The sequence below is a fragment of the Pseudomonas sp. R45(2017) genome, from assembly GCF_002112305.1.
Classification (GTDB): domain Bacteria; phylum Pseudomonadota; class Gammaproteobacteria; order Pseudomonadales; family Pseudomonadaceae; genus Aquipseudomonas; species Aquipseudomonas paraglycinae.
The window spans coordinates 138,696-153,856 of the sequence record NZ_NEHH01000001.1 but is presented as its reverse complement, the minus strand read 5'-3'; the positions used below and the strand labels follow the sequence as shown (position 1 = coordinate 153,856).

At 59.5% G+C, this 15,161-nt stretch carries 13 protein-coding genes; 9 read left to right on the top strand and 4 right to left on the bottom strand.

What is annotated here, in order from left to right; translation table 11 throughout:
* Positions 1-9 precede the first annotated feature (9 nt).
* The gene (wecB, locus tag CAF74_RS00730) at positions 10-1,137 is read right to left on the bottom strand and encodes a non-hydrolyzing UDP-N-acetylglucosamine 2-epimerase (protein WP_085744995.1); all 1,128 of its coding nucleotides are present in this window, start codon (positions 1,135-1,137) and stop codon (positions 10-12) included.
* A 1,078-nt stretch (positions 1,138-2,215) separates the two neighbouring features.
* Here wecB and CAF74_RS00720 point away from each other — a divergent pair.
* From CAF74_RS00720 to fabF, 4 genes are all read left to right on the top strand, one after another.
* Positions 2,216-4,210: a nucleoside-diphosphate sugar epimerase/dehydratase gene (locus tag CAF74_RS00720; protein ID WP_085744993.1), complete on the top strand. Its 1,995-nt coding sequence runs from the start codon at positions 2,216-2,218 to the stop codon at positions 4,208-4,210.
* A 113-nt stretch (positions 4,211-4,323) separates the two neighbouring features.
* Complete coding sequence (locus tag CAF74_RS00715) at positions 4,324-4,659, top strand: helix-hairpin-helix domain-containing protein (protein ID WP_085744992.1); 336 nt, start codon at positions 4,324-4,326, stop codon at positions 4,657-4,659.
* 217 nt (positions 4,660-4,876) lie between these two features.
* On the top strand, positions 4,877-5,671 hold the full coding sequence (locus CAF74_RS00710) for an SDR family oxidoreductase (RefSeq protein WP_085744991.1): 795 nt from the start codon (positions 4,877-4,879) through the stop codon (positions 5,669-5,671).
* A gap of 32 nt (positions 5,672-5,703) precedes the next feature.
* On the top strand, positions 5,704-6,978 hold the full coding sequence (fabF, locus tag CAF74_RS00705) for a beta-ketoacyl-ACP synthase II (RefSeq protein ID WP_085744990.1): 1,275 nt from the start codon (positions 5,704-5,706) through the stop codon (positions 6,976-6,978).
* Here the strand turns inward: fabF and CAF74_RS00700 are convergent.
* Positions 6,975-7,532 (bottom strand): TetR/AcrR family transcriptional regulator, encoded by a 558-nt coding sequence (locus CAF74_RS00700; protein WP_085744989.1) that lies wholly within the window; start codon positions 7,530-7,532, stop codon positions 6,975-6,977. The genes fabF and CAF74_RS00700 overlap by 4 nt on opposite strands.
* Positions 7,533-7,708: 176 nt before the next feature.
* On the opposite strand from CAF74_RS00700, the gene CAF74_RS00695 reads away from it, so the two are divergent.
* Positions 7,709-8,560, top strand: a complete 852-nt coding sequence (locus tag CAF74_RS00695) for a DUF1989 domain-containing protein (RefSeq protein ID WP_085607190.1) — start codon at positions 7,709-7,711, stop codon at positions 8,558-8,560.
* Between the two features lie 45 nt (positions 8,561-8,605).
* Here CAF74_RS00695 and CAF74_RS00690 read toward each other — a convergent pair whose 3' ends face one another.
* Positions 8,606-8,773, bottom strand: coding sequence for a DUF2897 family protein (locus tag CAF74_RS00690; protein ID WP_007950938.1), 168 nt, complete (start codon positions 8,771-8,773; stop codon positions 8,606-8,608).
* Positions 8,774-8,892: 119 nt separating this feature from the next.
* Positions 8,893-10,257 (bottom strand): ethanolamine permease, encoded by a 1,365-nt coding sequence (gene eat, locus CAF74_RS00685; protein ID WP_085607188.1) that lies wholly within the window; start codon positions 10,255-10,257, stop codon positions 8,893-8,895.
* A gap of 417 nt (positions 10,258-10,674) precedes the next feature.
* Here eat and kdpF point away from each other — a divergent pair, with 417 nt between their 5' ends.
* The 4 genes from kdpF to kdpC are packed head-to-tail and all read left to right on the top strand — an operon-like array spanning position 10,675 to position 15,147.
* Positions 10,675-10,764 carry a K(+)-transporting ATPase subunit F gene (gene kdpF / locus CAF74_RS00680; protein WP_007950940.1) on the top strand — a complete coding sequence of 30 codons (90 nt, stop codon included), beginning with the start codon at positions 10,675-10,677 and terminating at the stop codon, positions 10,762-10,764.
* An 8-nt stretch (positions 10,765-10,772) separates the two neighbouring features.
* Positions 10,773-12,467 (top strand): potassium-transporting ATPase subunit KdpA, encoded by a 1,695-nt coding sequence (kdpA, locus tag CAF74_RS00675; protein WP_039770510.1) that lies wholly within the window; start codon positions 10,773-10,775, stop codon positions 12,465-12,467.
* Between the two features lie 10 nt (positions 12,468-12,477).
* Positions 12,478-14,544: a potassium-transporting ATPase subunit KdpB gene (gene kdpB / locus CAF74_RS00670; RefSeq protein WP_085744988.1), complete on the top strand. Its 2,067-nt coding sequence runs from the start codon at positions 12,478-12,480 to the stop codon at positions 14,542-14,544.
* Between the two features lie 57 nt (positions 14,545-14,601).
* A complete protein-coding gene (kdpC, locus tag CAF74_RS00665; RefSeq protein ID WP_085744987.1) occupies positions 14,602-15,147 on the top strand; it encodes a potassium-transporting ATPase subunit KdpC in 546 nt (181 codons plus the stop codon).
* The last annotated feature ends 14 nt before the right edge of the window (positions 15,148-15,161 follow it).

The following is a 15,161-nucleotide window of genomic DNA, read 5'->3' as shown; positions in this document are numbered from 1 at the left end:
ACGTTGGCCTTATTGGATTTTGGAAAGAGTTTCGAGAATGCGAGCACAAGCCTTCCCATCACCGTAGGGATTGTGAGCGTAGCTCATCTGCTCGTAGGCATCAGAGTCAGTCAGCAGGCGGCTCAAGTTGCTTGTAATTGCGTCTACGGCAGTACCGACAAGTTTTACGGTACCTGCCTCAACAGCTTCCGGGCGCTCCGTTGTATCACGCATCACCAGGACCGGCTTGCCGAGCGAGGGGGCTTCCTCTTGAATGCCGCCCGAGTCGCTGAGGATCAGGTAAGAGCGATTCATCAGCCAGACAAACGGCAAGTATTCCAGAGGCTCGATCAGGTGGATGTTTCCGATGCCTGCCAGAAGACGATTCACAGGCTCCCGTACATTCGGATTCAGATGCACAGGGTAGACAATCTCGACGTCCGGAAAGGCTTTCGCGGTAGTGGCCAGTGCCTTGCAGATGTTCTCGAAGCCGTCGCCGAAGCTTTCACGGCGGTGGCCGGTGACGAGGATTACTCGCTTGCCTTCACCGATGAACGAAAACTGCTCGTGGAAAGCCTGTTGCAGAGAGGCTGTGTTGCTGACGCGTGAAACAACGTCCAGCAGGGCGTCGATGACCGTGTTCCCGGTCACGTGAATCGAAGCTTCCGCTACGCCTTCCTTGAGCAGGTTTTGTCTGGAGGTCTCGGTAGGAGCGAAGTGGACCGCTGCCAGTGCGCCGGTAAGTTTGCGGTTAGCCTCTTCCGGCCAAGGCGAATAGAGATTGCCGGTACGCAACCCCGCCTCGACATGAGCAACCGGGATCTGCTGGTAGTAGGCCGCCAGTGTCGTTGCAAACGTGGTTGCCGTATCGCCATGTACCAGAACGATATCCGGCTTGTATTCGGCAAAGACCTTTTTCATGCTTTGCAGGATTGCCGTGGTGACGTCGGTCAGATCCTGGCCCGGCTTCATGATGTTCAGATCAAAGTCGGGCTTGATCTCGAACAGATCCAGTACCTGGTCGAGCATCTGGCGATGCTGACCGGTCACGCACACTTTGGCTTCGAAGCGTTCGTCGGCAGCAAGGCTCAGCGCCAGGGGAGCCATTTTGATCGCTTCAGGGCGCGTGCCGAACACACATAACGTTTTCAAAGTCATCACAACACCGCTATTGAAAATAAATGAAATTTACCGCGTGTACATGCCGTACCACTTGTCCGCAGAGGGACGATTGGATAACTCACTGAGCCGTTCTTCCTTGGTTTAGCCTAATGACGCGTAATTCAACCGGCATGCTGAAGCCCGCAGGTCTTATATAGGTTCATCGGGTTTATTGATGTTCTGTACATGTTGCGCTCAAGGGGTAATGGGCTTTCTGGTCGGGATTGATTCGTTTCCGGCATCTTGCACTGTCTGACGTATCTTATCGTTACCCAGGAAGCCGCTATTGCACGCAGGGCAGAGTCATGCCTTGAGCAGCGTGGTCGATCGACCGTCGGGACGCTTGTCCAGGAGGAGACCCGAGAGCATGCGCAGTTTGCCCTCATGAGCGCGCGAGCGCGTTTTTCCCATGAATAGTCGCTCGCAGGGAGCCTGTGTAATTCCTTTGGCGTAATCGACATTGTCGAGAGACATCTTTGTCATCAGGGGCAACCGCTCAGTTTGTGTTAACCGTGCATGTCTTGGGAATTGAAATGAATCAGCGCGTCTGGAAGCCGCTGTTAGTCGGTATCGAACGTGCCGCATGTAAATGCGACGCCGATTATAGCCTTCTTTGCGCGACGCTTTCCAAGGTTGTGGCGTTGCGGATCGCGGTCTCTCGTTTTTGCTGTCCATCAGGCTTCAAGAGGTCTGAAGCCATGAAGGGACGTCGAATGTATCGGTTTCGGTACGTTGTATCGATCACTCTCGTCCTTGAAGTGACATGCGGCTGATGCCGACCTGACGATCGGTACCTCTGGCAGTCAATGCAATGCATTGGCCGAATACTGGCGGTTTTTGATTTTCTGCCATGACTGTCGGCAATCAGCGGCAGGCCATTTTTATCCAGACAGAGGGTTTTAAAGGGATTTTTGCCAGAACCTAGGTATCATGACGCCGACACAAAGACCCATACAAGGAGCGAAGGACAAAAGCTTCGGGGTCGAAGCATTGTGTATCTGAGCGTTTCAATTTTGAGTCTATGGGCAATAGTTTTTCTCGGTTTCAGGAGCTTGAAGGGGTGTTTGATACGTTTATGGATAATATCAGAGCAGTTTTGTTAGCCCTTCCTCGCCGACGCAAGCGGGTCTTGCAGGTAATTGCCGATGTTTTTCTGGTCTGGCTTTCTCTGTGGATGGCGTTTGTCGTACGTCTGGGAATAGACGAACTCAACAGTCCCATTCAACAGCACCTCTGGTTGTTTTTCAGCGCCCCCGTAGTGGCTATTCCCCTCTTCATTCGATTCGGCATGTATCGCGCGGTCATGCGTTATGTCGGTAACGACGCACTGATCGCTATCGTTAAAGCGGTGACGCTTTCCTCGCTTATTCTCGGCGTAGTGGTCTACTGGTACAGCAATCATCAAACCATCGTGCCCAGATCCATCATTTTCAATTACTGGTGGCTCAGTCTTGTGATGATCGGCGGCCTGCGCGTTGCGATGCGACAGTATTTTTCCGGCGACTGGTTTGTCGCGGCTCAACACGTTCCATTTGCCAATATCGACGATGGCTTGCCACGGGTCGCTGTCTATGGCGCCGGCGCAGCAGGCAACCAGTTGGTCGCTGCCTTGCGCATGGGGCGTGCGATGCGTCCGGTAGCGTTCATCGATGACGATGGCAGTATTGCCAGCCGTGTGATTGCAGGCTTGCAGGTTTTCAAGCCCAAGCATATTCAGCAAATGATCGATACGACTGGCGCTCAGGAAATTCTGTTGGCGATCCCTTCCGCCAACCGCGGCCGGCGTCGTGAGATTCTCAGTTATCTTGAAAAGTTTCCCCTGCACGTTCGCAGTGTTCCGGGATTCATGGATTTGGCCAGCGGACGCGTCAAGGTCGATGATATCCAGGAGGTGGATATCGCGGATCTGCTGGGGCGCGATGCCGTGCCCGCCCAGGATGATCTGCTGGAGCACTGCATCACTCGCCAGGTCGTCATGGTAACGGGCGCCGGTGGATCAATCGGCTCTGAACTGTGCCGTCAGATTCTTGAGTTGCAGCCGACCACTCTTTTGTTGTTCGAACACAGCGAGTTCAATCTCTACAGTATTCTTTCCGAGCTGGAGCAGAGGATCTCTCGCGAATCCCTGTCTGTGAAACTGCTTCCGATCCTCGGTTCCGTCCGGGATGAAAACAAGCTGCTCGACGTGATGAAAACCTGGCATGTCGATACGGTTTACCATGCCGCAGCCTACAAACATGTACCGATGGTCGAACACAACATCGCCGAGGGCGTGTTGAACAACGCCATTGGCACCCTAAACACCGCGCAGGCTGCCTTGCAGGCGGGTGTTGCCAATTTCGTGCTCATCTCTACAGACAAGGCCGTACGCCCAACCAACGTGATGGGGAGCACCAAGCGCCTTGCGGAACTGACGCTGCAGGCACTCAGTCGTGAGAAAGCCCCGGTGCTGTTCGGTGATGAGGCGTGCGTGTCTCAAGTCAACAAGACCCGTTTCACCATGGTGAGATTCGGTAACGTACTGGGCTCCTCCGGTTCGGTGATCCCGCTTTTTCACAAGCAGATCAAGTCGGGTGGGCCGCTCACCGTTACGCACCCGAAGATCACACGCTACTTCATGACAATCCCTGAAGCTGCCCAATTGGTCATCCAGGCGGGTTCGATGGGGCAAGGGGGGGATGTCTTCGTCCTCGACATGGGAGAGCCGGTGAAGATCGTTGAGCTGGCGGAGAAGATGATTCACCTGTCTGGTCTCAGCGTGCGTTCGGAAAGAAACCCGCACGGTGATATCGATATCGAGTTTTCCGGCCTGCGTCCGGGAGAAAAGCTCTACGAAGAATTGCTGATCGGCGACAACGTGTCAGCGACCTCTCATCCAATGATCATGACTGCCAACGAAGACTATCTGGACTGGGATCTGCTCAAGGAAAAACTGAATCAGTTGCTGGTTGCGATCGAGCGGGACGACTACTCGCGAGTCCGTCAGCTCCTGCGTGAGACGGTCAGTGGCTATTCTCCGGATGGTGAAATCGTCGATTGGATTTATCAGCAGCGCCGTCTGGAACCCTGATTGTTTCACATCTGGTAACGAACGCATTTTTGACAGGCGCCAGGGATGACCTAGGTTTGGAGAGCAGCTACGGAAAAGCTGCTTTCCCAACTTGATCTCATGGAGCGTCACCTATGCGTACCGGCTTTTTCTACTCCCTGGTATTTGCCCTTCTCACCAGCACCTCGATCGCCGTGATTGCTGCGCCAGCAGTAGCTCCGAACGTGGATGGAACACCGCTGGTCATCGACGTCAATGCTACGTCGCAAAACCTGAAAGTCGATCTCAACAACGCCGATGCGGCCACTCTGCAGAAGGAACTGGCAGGCGTGGGCGAGGCCAAGGCGAAAGCGATTGTTGCTTATCGTGAAACAAACGGGCCGTTCGCGTCCGTGGATGAATTGCTGGAAGTGAAGGGGATCGGCAAGGCGATCCTGGATCGCAATCGCGACAAGCTGGAAGTGAACTAAGCTGATTGTTCAACGCCAAGGGGCCGGTCATTGACCGGCCCTTTTTGCTTCCCGCTTCCTTCAAGCGTCGCAAGAGGGCGACAGCCTTTCCGTCGGAAAATAGAAAATTACGGCTATCATATTGGTTTAAGATTATGCCTATAATAATTTCAGTAGCCACTGAAGCCCTCTGCTTTTCAGCGGTCGCTCATTCCTCACGCATTCCAGGAGTATCGTCATGAATTCCCCGAAATCCCAAGGCACGGCGCTGGTCACTGGCGCTTCTTCCGGCATTGGTGCGGTGTATGCCGAGCGGTTGGCGGCACGTGGTTTTGATCTGTTGCTGGTGGCTCGCGATCAGGAGCGCCTGGAGTCCGCGGCCAGCAAACTGCGAGACGCCCATGGCGTACAGGTCGAAGTCCTGAAGGCCGATCTGACGCAAAAGGATGAAGTGCTCAAGCTTGAGCAGCGTCTGCGCAGCGACTCCAGCATTAGTCTGCTGGTCAACAATGCGGGGGTAGCGGTCAACGGATTGCTGGCGAACGCCGACCCGGACGAGCTGGAAAAACTGATTCAGTTGAACGTGACGACCCTGACCCGGCTGGCAGCCGCAGCCGCCTCGGCGTTCACCCGCGCCGGGCGCGGCACGATCATCAACATTGCGTCGGTGGTTGCCCTGTTTCCTGAGCGTTTCAATGCCACCTACAGTGCCAGCAAGGCTTATGTGTTGAGCCTCACCCAAACGCTTAATGCGGAACTGGAAGGCACCGGGGTCAAGGTGCAAGCGGTATTGCCCGGTGTGACCCGCACCGAAATCTGGGAACGCTCCGGATTCGATGCCAGCGGCATTCCAGCGGAAATGGTCATGGAGGCGGGTGAGATGGTCGATGCCGCGCTGTCCGGTCTGGATCAGGGCGAGCTCGTCACGATTCCTTCGTTGCCCGATGCGGGCGAGTGGCAAGCCTTCGTTGCCGCCCGTCATGTGATGGCGCCCAATCTGTCCCACAGTTCAGCGGCCAGCCGTTACAAGTAAAAGTCTTTTGAGTCACGAGAGGTCAACCCGATATGGATCAGCGTCGAGTAGTTGTCACGGGTATGGGCCTGGTATCGCCCTTGGGAAGCGGCGTCGAAGTCGTCTGGCAGCGCCTGCTGGCCGGGCATTCGGGTTTGCGAAACTTGCCGGAAGCGGTGATTGCCGATCTGCCGACCCGGGTTGGCGGTGTGGTGCCGACGATGGAGGAGGACGCCGAAGCAGGTTTCGATCCGGATCGCGCCACGCCGCCCAAAGAGCAGAAGAAAATGGACCGTTTCATTCTGTTCGCGATGGAGGCTGCGCGTCAGGCGCTTGAACAGGCCGGCTGGCACCCGACCGAGCCCCACGCTCAGGAGCGCACGGCCACCATCATCGGCTCCGGTGTCGGCGGCTTCGGCGCGATCGCCGATGCGGTGCGCACCACTGACAGCCGAGGCCCGCGACGCTTGTCGCCGTTCACCATTCCCTCGTTTCTGGTCAACCTTGCGGCGGGGCATGTCTCGATCCAGCATGGTCTGAAGGGGCCGCTTGGTGCACCGGTCACCGCGTGTGCCGCCGGTGTGCAGGCGATCGGTGACGCGGCGCGGCTAATTCGTGCCGGTGAGGCCGATATTGCAGTGTGCGGCGGTGCCGAGGCATCAATCGATCGAGTCAGCCTCGCCGGATTTGCGGCGGCGCGGGCCTTGTCCAGCGGCTACAACGACACGCCTGAACGCGCTTCACGCCCGTTCGACAGCGGCAGGGATGGTTTCGTGATGGGCGAGGGGGCCGGGCTGCTGGTGATCGAGTCGCTGGAGCACGCACTGGCGCGCGGCGCACAGCCGTTGGTCGAACTGGTCGGCTATGGCACCAGCGCCGATGCCTATCACCTGACCGCCGGGCCGGAAGACGGTAGCGGTGCGCGACGGGCGATGACTCTCGCGCTGGCCCAGGCCGGTATCACGCCGGATCAGGTGCAGCATCTGAACGCCCATGCGACTTCGACGCCGGTGGGCGACCTCGGTGAACTGGCGGCGATCAAGTCGGTGTTTGGAACGCAAAACTCCATCGCCGTGACCTCGACCAAATCCGCGACGGGGCATTTGCTCGGTGCGGCGGGAGGTCTGGAGGCGATCTTCACGCTGTTGGCGATCCGCGATCAGATCGTTCCGCCGACTCTCAACCTGGAAAATCCCGATCCGGCCAGCGAAGGCGTGGACATCGTCCACGGTCAGGCGCGGTCGATGCCGATCGAGTATGCGTTGTCCAACGGGTTCGGCTTCGGCGGGGTCAATGCCAGTGTGCTATTCAAGCGCTGGCAGGCTTAGTCTTCCGAGCGTTTGAGGTGTTCGCGGGTGACGTCGAGGATCTGTTGCGCAAAATCGGCATCCGCAACACTGCGTGATAGCAGGAGCGCCCCTACCAGCGTTGACATGATGACGATGCTGCGTTGGGCGGCGTTATCGCCTTCGAGCGTGCTCTGGATCTGATCCAGGCGAGCCTTGAGCACTTCATCGCTGGTCGGGCTCGGCTGGCCACGTAGCCCCAGTTCCGAAGAAATGGTCAACAGCGGGCAGCCTTCATGAGGAGAGGTCTGATGCCATTCGGAGAGGTACGTATCGATGAAGGCTTCCAGTGGTTTTTCCTGGGCGAACAGCTCCTCGCACAAGCCCGCAACCTGATCGCCAGCCGCTTGCAGGGCTTTTTCAACCAACTCGTCCTTCGATTTGAAATGCGAATAAAAGCCGCCATGGGTCAGGCCCAGCGCCTTCATCAAAGGTTGCAGACCCGTCGCACCAATGCCGTCCTTGCGAAACCGCTCGGACGCTTCCTTGATAATGCGCTGATGGGTCTGGGCTTTATGATCCTGCGAGTAACGCATTTAAACTCTCCGCAACAAGAGCGCCATCTTAACCAATGCAAATTGAATGGTGACTGTACTTCTACTTCTAAAAAAACTGTCGGTGACTCCGACATGTTCGTAACAGCCATCAACGGTTGGCACGGATAGTGGTTGCAGCTTGCAAAGTTGCCATCACTTGAGGAGCAGGAGAAATCATGTACAAAGACTACCCGGCCGCCTATCAGGTCAGCAAAGGCTCGGCGTTACAGGTCAATACACCTTTCTACGAACGGATTCGCGACCGCAAGGACGGTCGCACGCTGATCGAACAATTCGAAGTGCCGATCCGCACCGGGCGTGCCTGGCACGTGCCGGCGGGGCATGTGTTTCGTGTCACCACACCGGTCGGGCCTCAGGTGGGCGATTTCAATGTGTGGAACGCACACGATCCGCGCGAGCGGATGTGGGCGGCGCGCACCCGGCAACTGCAGGGCGCGCATGTCAGCACCCATGACCGGTTATGGTCTAACCTGCCTTTTCTGCGACCTCTGGTGACCATCACCGATGACAGCCTGGCCGACTATGGCATCGACGAGCACGGTGGGCGCCTGCACGATCTGCTCGGCACGCGCTGCGATCCCTATGTGAACAAAATGCTCACTGGCGAGGATTTTCATCATCACTGCCATTCCAACCTGACCCGCGCCGTACTTCCGCACGGTCTGACCGAATTCGATGTGCATGACGTGCTGAACATCTTTCAGTGCACCGGCCTGAATCACGATGACCTGTATTTCATGAAGGCCTGCCCGGCGCAGAAGGGCGACTACCTGGAGTTCTTCGCCGAAATCGACTTGCTGTGCGCGCTGTCGACCTGTCCGGGTGGTGACTTGTCTTTGGCGATGTGGGGACCGGACGCGCAGGACCCGCTGACCGTATGCCGCCCGCTCGGTGTGGAAATCTATCGTCTGGACGATGCGCTGCTCGAAGGGTGGAGCCAGCCGGAGCGTGCGGCGTACAAAGGCCTGCATGGCTTGCACATTGCCAAGGCCGAGTGGGAAAAATAATCGCCACAAAAAACAAACCCCGCCGATTCAGGCGGGGTTTTTCGTTCAGCGGTCCTGCGCGTCCTTGATGTCCGCTTCGGCATTGCGTTCAGCGACGCGCTTGCGTTGTTCATCGGTCAGTTCGACCTTGTTGGCGGTGTCACGCAACATCATCAGACCGCCGACGATCGAGCCGATTGCAACGACCAGAATCAACCAGGCATACCAGGGCATAACGGCTCTCCTTAAGGGCAGGTCGACGGGCGAGGGTTTCGTCGTGCAACGCTGCATACCACTTTGAGCGAAGTGCATTCGCAGTGGTTCCATTCTAGGCCGGTTATGCCCGTCGCGGTTTACAGTCCGGTGAGCATGGCGTCTGCCGGGGCGTTGGCGCGCAATTGGCCGGTCAACAGGAAGTAGCCGAAACCGACTGCCATGAAGCCGAGGAAGATCAGCCCGATCAACGCATTGAACCAGGCCATCGCCACCAGGCACACCACGGCCAGCACCAATGCAATCAGCGGAATCAGCGGGTAGCACGGCGCGCGGAAGGTGCGTTCCAGATTCGGTTCTGATTTACGCAGTTTGAACAGGCTGAGCATGCTCATGATGTACATCACGATCGCACCGAACACCGCCATGGTGATCATCGCGGCAGTGAGGGTCATGCCACCGAGGTTGATCAGGCCGTCGCTGTAGATCGCGGCGATGCCGATCACGCCGCCGGCGATGATGGCGCGGTGCGGGGTCTGAAAGCGCGACAGCTTCGCCAGCGAAGCGGGCAGGTAACCGGCGCGGGCGAGGGCGAAGAACTGCCGCGAGTAGCCAAGAATGATCCCGTGGAAACTCGCCACCAGCCCAAACAGACCGATCCAGACCAGCATGTGCAGCCAGCCGGAGTTGTCGCCGACCACGGTTTTCATCGCTTGTGGCAACGGGTCGTTGATGTTCGACAGGGTGCGCCAGTCGCCGACACCTCCGGCGAAGAACATCACGCCCATCGCCAGCAGCACCAATGTCAGAATGCCGCTGATGTAGGCCTTGGGAATTGTGCGTTTCGGGTCCTTGGCTTCTTCGGCGGCCATGGCCGCGCCTTCAATGGCGAGGAAGAACCAGATTGCGAACGGAATCGCCGCGAACATCCCGGCAATCGCCGGTGCACCGAAGATGTCCGAGCCGGCCCAGCCATTGAGCGCGAAGTTGCTGAAACTGAAGGCCGGGGCGACCACGCCCATGAACACCAGCAACTCGGCGACGGCCAGGACGCAGACGATCAACTCGAAAGTCGCGGCCAGTTTCACACCGAGAATGTTCAGACCCATGAACACGATGTACGCGCCGACCGCCGCGTGTTTCGGGTCGAGGGCCGGAAACTGCACGTTCAGGTACGCGCCAATCGCCAAGGCAATCGCCGGCGGGGCGAAGACGAATTCGATCAGCGTCGCCAGTCCGGCGATCAATCCGCCTTTTTCACCGAAAGCCCGGCGACTGTAGGCAAACGGCCCGCCCGCGTGGGGGATCGCCGTGGTCAGTTCGGTGAAGCTGAAGATGAAACAGGTGTACATGGTCGCGACCATGAACGAGGTCACCAGAAAGCCCAGTGTTCCCGCGACGCCCCAGCCATAACTCCAGCCGAAATATTCCCCGGAAATCACCAGCCCCACAGCAATGCCCCACAGGTGCAACGTGCCCAGCGTGGGTTTGAGTTGTGTGTTCATGCGTTTGCTCCCTGAACGGTTTGGAAAGCTCGGGGAAGGGCGTGTGCAGTGGGCGTGCCATTTTGTATTGGCGGGTCGTAATGGGCTGAAAGCTGTCGTATCGGGGATGTTCGCGGCGCAATGCCGACAAAATTGTGCGCCAGTTGGGTGCGATGTTGTCTGTGCTGCCGTCTTCGCGGGCAAGCCCGCTCCCACAGGTGTCAGCGGTGCCTGGACGCGCGCATTTCAAATTGTGGGAGCGAGCCTGCTCGCGAAGAGGCCCGTCCACACGACGCAAAACTCACCTGTAACGCCCGCGTAAACCCACTCTTTACGCTTTCTTTATGCCCCGCGCGCACCCTCGCTCTCGTTCCTTTACAGCCTCCTTTCCGACAATGCCTCCACACGCGGCAATACGCCGTAACACGGAGATCTTCCATGAGCGTTCTGGACGGGGTGTCACTGCTATTGGCAGTGGGGCTGTTCATTTATCTGTTGGTTGCGCTGTTGCGCGCGGACCGGACTTAGGAGCGGCTATGCACAGTTATGACTATTGGCTGATCCTCGCATTCTTCGCGGTGGTCTTGCTGCCGGCGCCGTTCCTCGGGCGCTTCTACTACAAGGTAATGGAGGGCCAGCGCACTTGGCTGACGCCGATTCTCGGCCCGGTCGAGCGCGGCTGTTACCGCATTGCCGGCGTTAACCCGCAGGATGAACAGAGCTGGCAGAAGTACACGCTGGCGCTGCTGGCGTTCAACCTCGCCGGTTTCCTGCTGCTGTTCGCGATCCTGCTGTTTCAGGATCACCTGCCGCTGAACCCGCAAAACCTGCCGGGCCAGGAGTGGACCCTCGCGTTCAACACCGCCGTCAGTTTCATGACCAACACCAACTGGCAGGCCTACAGCGGCGAAGCGTCGCTCAGCTACCTGAGCCAGATGGTCGGCCTCACCGTGCAGAACTTCGTCAGCGCCGCTACCGGCCTCGCCGTGCTGGTTGCGCTGTGCCGTGGCATCGGGCGCAAGTCCACCAAGACTCTCGGCAACTTCTGGGTCGACATGACCCGCGCCACCCTCTACGGCCTGCTGCCGCTGTGCCTGCTGCTGGCGCTGTATCTGGTGTGGCAGGGCGTGCCCCAAACCTTCGCCCAATATGTGAATGCAGTGACGATGCAGGGCGTTGATCAGGTGATCCCGCTCGGCCCGGCCGCCAGCCAGATTGCGATCAAGCAACTGGGCACCAACGGCGGCGGCTTCTTCGGCGTCAACTCGGCACATCCGTTCGAGAACCCGACCGCGTGGAGCAACCTGTTCGAAGTCGCCTCGATCATCCTGATCCCGGTGGCGCTGGTTTTCACCTTCGGCCACTACGTGAAGGACCTGCGCCAGAGCCGCGCCATTATTGGTTGCATGCTCGCGCTGTTCATCATCGGCGGCGCCACTTCGCTGTGGGCCGAATATCAACCTAACCCTGCCTTGAACAACGTCGCAGTCGAGCAAACCGCGCCGCTGGAAGGCAAGGAAGCACGCTTCGGCACCACCGCCACCGTGCTCTGGTCGGTGACCACCACCGCGGCGTCGAACGGTTCGGTCAACGGCATGCATGACAGCCTCAACCCGCTCAGCGGCATGGTCGCGCTGGTCAACATGATGGTCGGCGAAGTGATCTTCGGCGGCGTCGGCGCGGGGCTCTACGGCATGTTGCTGAACGTGCTGATCGCGGTGTTCCTCGCCGGTCTGATGATTGGTCGCACCCCGGAATACCTCGGCAAGAAACTCCAGGCCCGTGAAGTACAGCTGCTGGTGGTGACCCTGCTGGTGATGCCGGTCGGCGTGCTGGTGCTCGGCGCGATCGCTGCGAGCCTGCCCGGCCCGGTGGCGGCCGTGAGCAACCCCGGTCCGCACGGTTTCAGTCAATTGCTCTACGCCTACACCTCGGCCAGTGCCAACAACGGTTCGGCGTTCGGCGGCTTCGGCGCCAACACCGCGTTCCACAACCTGATGCTGGGCTTGGGCATGTTGATCGGCCGCTTCGGTTACATCCTTCCGGTACTGGCCCTGGCCGGCAGCCTGGCGATGAAGAAAACCGCACCGATCGGCCAGAACAGCTTCCCGACCCACGGCCCGCTGTTCGTGACCCTGCTGACCGTGACCATTTTGCTGGTGGGCGGCCTGACCTTCTTGCCGACCCTGGCGCTCGGCCCGATTGCCGAACACCTGAGCATGGGCTTCTAAGGAATCCATCATGAATATGCATGTTCCAGCTTCAAAACCAGCGACAGCTGCCAAGTCGGCTGAAGCTCCTAAAACCGCGATCAGCGCCCTGTGGCGTCCGGCGCTGGTGCAAGCGTTCGTCAAGCTCGACCCGCGCCAGTTGCAACGCTCGCCGGTGATGCTGGTGGTCGAACTGACGGCCATCCTGACCACCGTGCTGTGCTTCATTCCCGACAGCAGCGTGCCGACCTTCGTTGCCGCGCAAATTGCCCTGTGGCTGTGGTTCACCGTGCTGTTCGCCAACTTCGCCGAAGCGCTGGCCGAAGGTCGCGGCAAGGCCCGCGCCGACAGCCTCAAGGCCGGCAGCGAGGGCCTCAGCGCCCGACGCAAACTGGCCAACGGCAGCTTCCAGGTCGTACCGGCCACCAGCCTGCGCAAGGGCGATGTGGTGCGCGTCGAAGCGGGGGAGATGATCCCCGGTGACGGCGAGGTCATCGAAGGCATCGCGGCGGTCAACGAAGCGGCGATCACCGGTGAATCGGCGCCAGTGATTCGCGAGTCCGGTGGCGACCGTTCCGCCGTCACCGGCAACACCCGGCTGGTGTCCGACTGGCTGCTGGTGAAGATCACCGCCAACCCCGGTGAATCGACCCTCGACCGGATGATCGCGCTGGTCGAAGGTGCCAAACGCCAGAAGACCCCGAACGAAGTGGCGCTGGACATCCTGCTGATCGGCCTGACCCTGATCTTCCTGCTGGTGGTCGTGACCCTGCAGCCGTTCGCCCACTTCGCCAACGGCAGCCTGCCGCTGGTGTTCCTGGTGGCGTTATTGGTCACGCTGATTCCGACCACCATCGGCGGCCTGCTGTCGGCGATCGGGATTGCCGGGATGGATCGTCTGGTGCGCCTGAACGTGATCGCCAAGTCCGGTCGCGCGGTGGAAGCGGCGGGTGACGTGCACGTGTTGCTGCTGGACAAGACCGGCACCATCACTTTCGGTAACCGTCGTTGCAGTGCGGTATATGCCGCGCCGGGCGTGAATGCCCGTGAGCTGGCCGAAGGCGCACTGTTCGCTTCGCTGGCCGACGAAACCGCCGAAGGCAAGTCCATCGTCGAGTACCTGCGCGGCACCAATCCACAGCCGGAACCTTCGCCGGAAACTCTGACCGCCGTACCGTTCAGTGCTGAAACCCGCTTGTCCGGTGTCGACTATCAGGGCCGTGTATTCCGTAAGGGCGCGGTGGATTCGCTGTTGGCGTTCCTCGGTCAACAACGCAAGGATCTGGCCCCGGCGCTGTCCCGGGAAATCGACAAGATTGCCCAGAGCGGCGGCACGCCGTTGCTGGTTTGCGCCGACGGCAAACTGCTCGGTGCGATCCACCTGAAAGACGTGGTCAAGCCGGGCATCCGCGAGCGTTTTGCCGAGCTGCGCAAACTGGGGATTCGCACGGTGATGGTTACCGGTGACAACCCGCTGACCGCTGCCGCGATCGCCGCTGAAGCAGGCGTCGACGACGTGCTGGCCGAGGCCACACCGGAGAAAAAACTCGCCCGTATCCGTCACGAGCAGAACGACGGTCGTCTGGTCGCGATGTGCGGCGACGGCGCCAACGACGCCCCGGCGCTGGCCCAGGCTGACGTTGGCATGGCGATGAACGACGGCACCCAAGCCGCGCGCGAAGCGGCCAACATGGTCGACCTCGACAGCGACCCGACCAAGTTGCTGGACGTGGTGCAGATCGGCAAGGAATTGCTGGTGACTCGCGGTGCGCTGACGACCTTTTCCATCGCCAACGACGTGGCCAAGTACTTTGCGATCCTGCCGGCGTTGTTCGCCGCGATCTACCCGCAACTGGGCGTGCTGAACATCATGCATTTGAGCAGCCCGCAGAGCGCGATTCTGTCGGCCATCGTTTTCAACGCCCTGATCATCGTGGTGCTGATCCCGCTGGCCCTGCGCGGCGTGCGGGTGCAGGCGGCGAGTGCGGCGGCGCTGCTGCGTCGCAATCTGCTGATCTATGGCCTGGGCGGGATTCTGGTGCCGTTCGTGGGGATCAAGGCGATCGACATGCTGTTGACGGCGTTGCATCTGGTTTGAACCTGAACAGCGGTGTGCCGGGCACACCGCTTCAAGCACGAATTCGAGGATTTTGAAATGTCCACAATGTTACGTCCGGCCCTGAGCCTGCTGGTGCTGATGACCCTGATGACCGGCGTTGCCTATCCGCTGGTAGTCACGGGCGTCGCGCAAGTCGCCTTCCCCGAGCAGGCCAACGGCAGCCTGGTGCGCGACGCCGAAGGCAAGGTGCGCGGCTCGTCGCTGATCGCCCAGGATTTTGTCGGCGATGCCTGGTTCCATCCGCGTCCATCAGCCGGTGCCTTTGCCACCGTGTCGAGCAGTGCGAGCAACCTGTCGCCAAGCAATCCGGCGCTGGCCACTCGGGTGATCGATGACGCCAACAAACTGCAGGTGCCCGGCCAGGGCCCGGTGCCGCTGGCGCTGGTGACCACCTCCGGCAGTGGCCTCGATCCGCACTTGCCACCGGCGGCGATTGCCTATCAACTGGCGCGTGTTGCGGCAGCGCGCAATCTGCCGGTGGCGACCTTGCAGCAGTTGCTCGACGCGCACATTGAACAGCCTCTGGTGGGTCCGCCGGTGGTGAATGTGCTGGCGCTGAACATGGCGCTGGAAAAGCTGTGAATCGCGATCACATC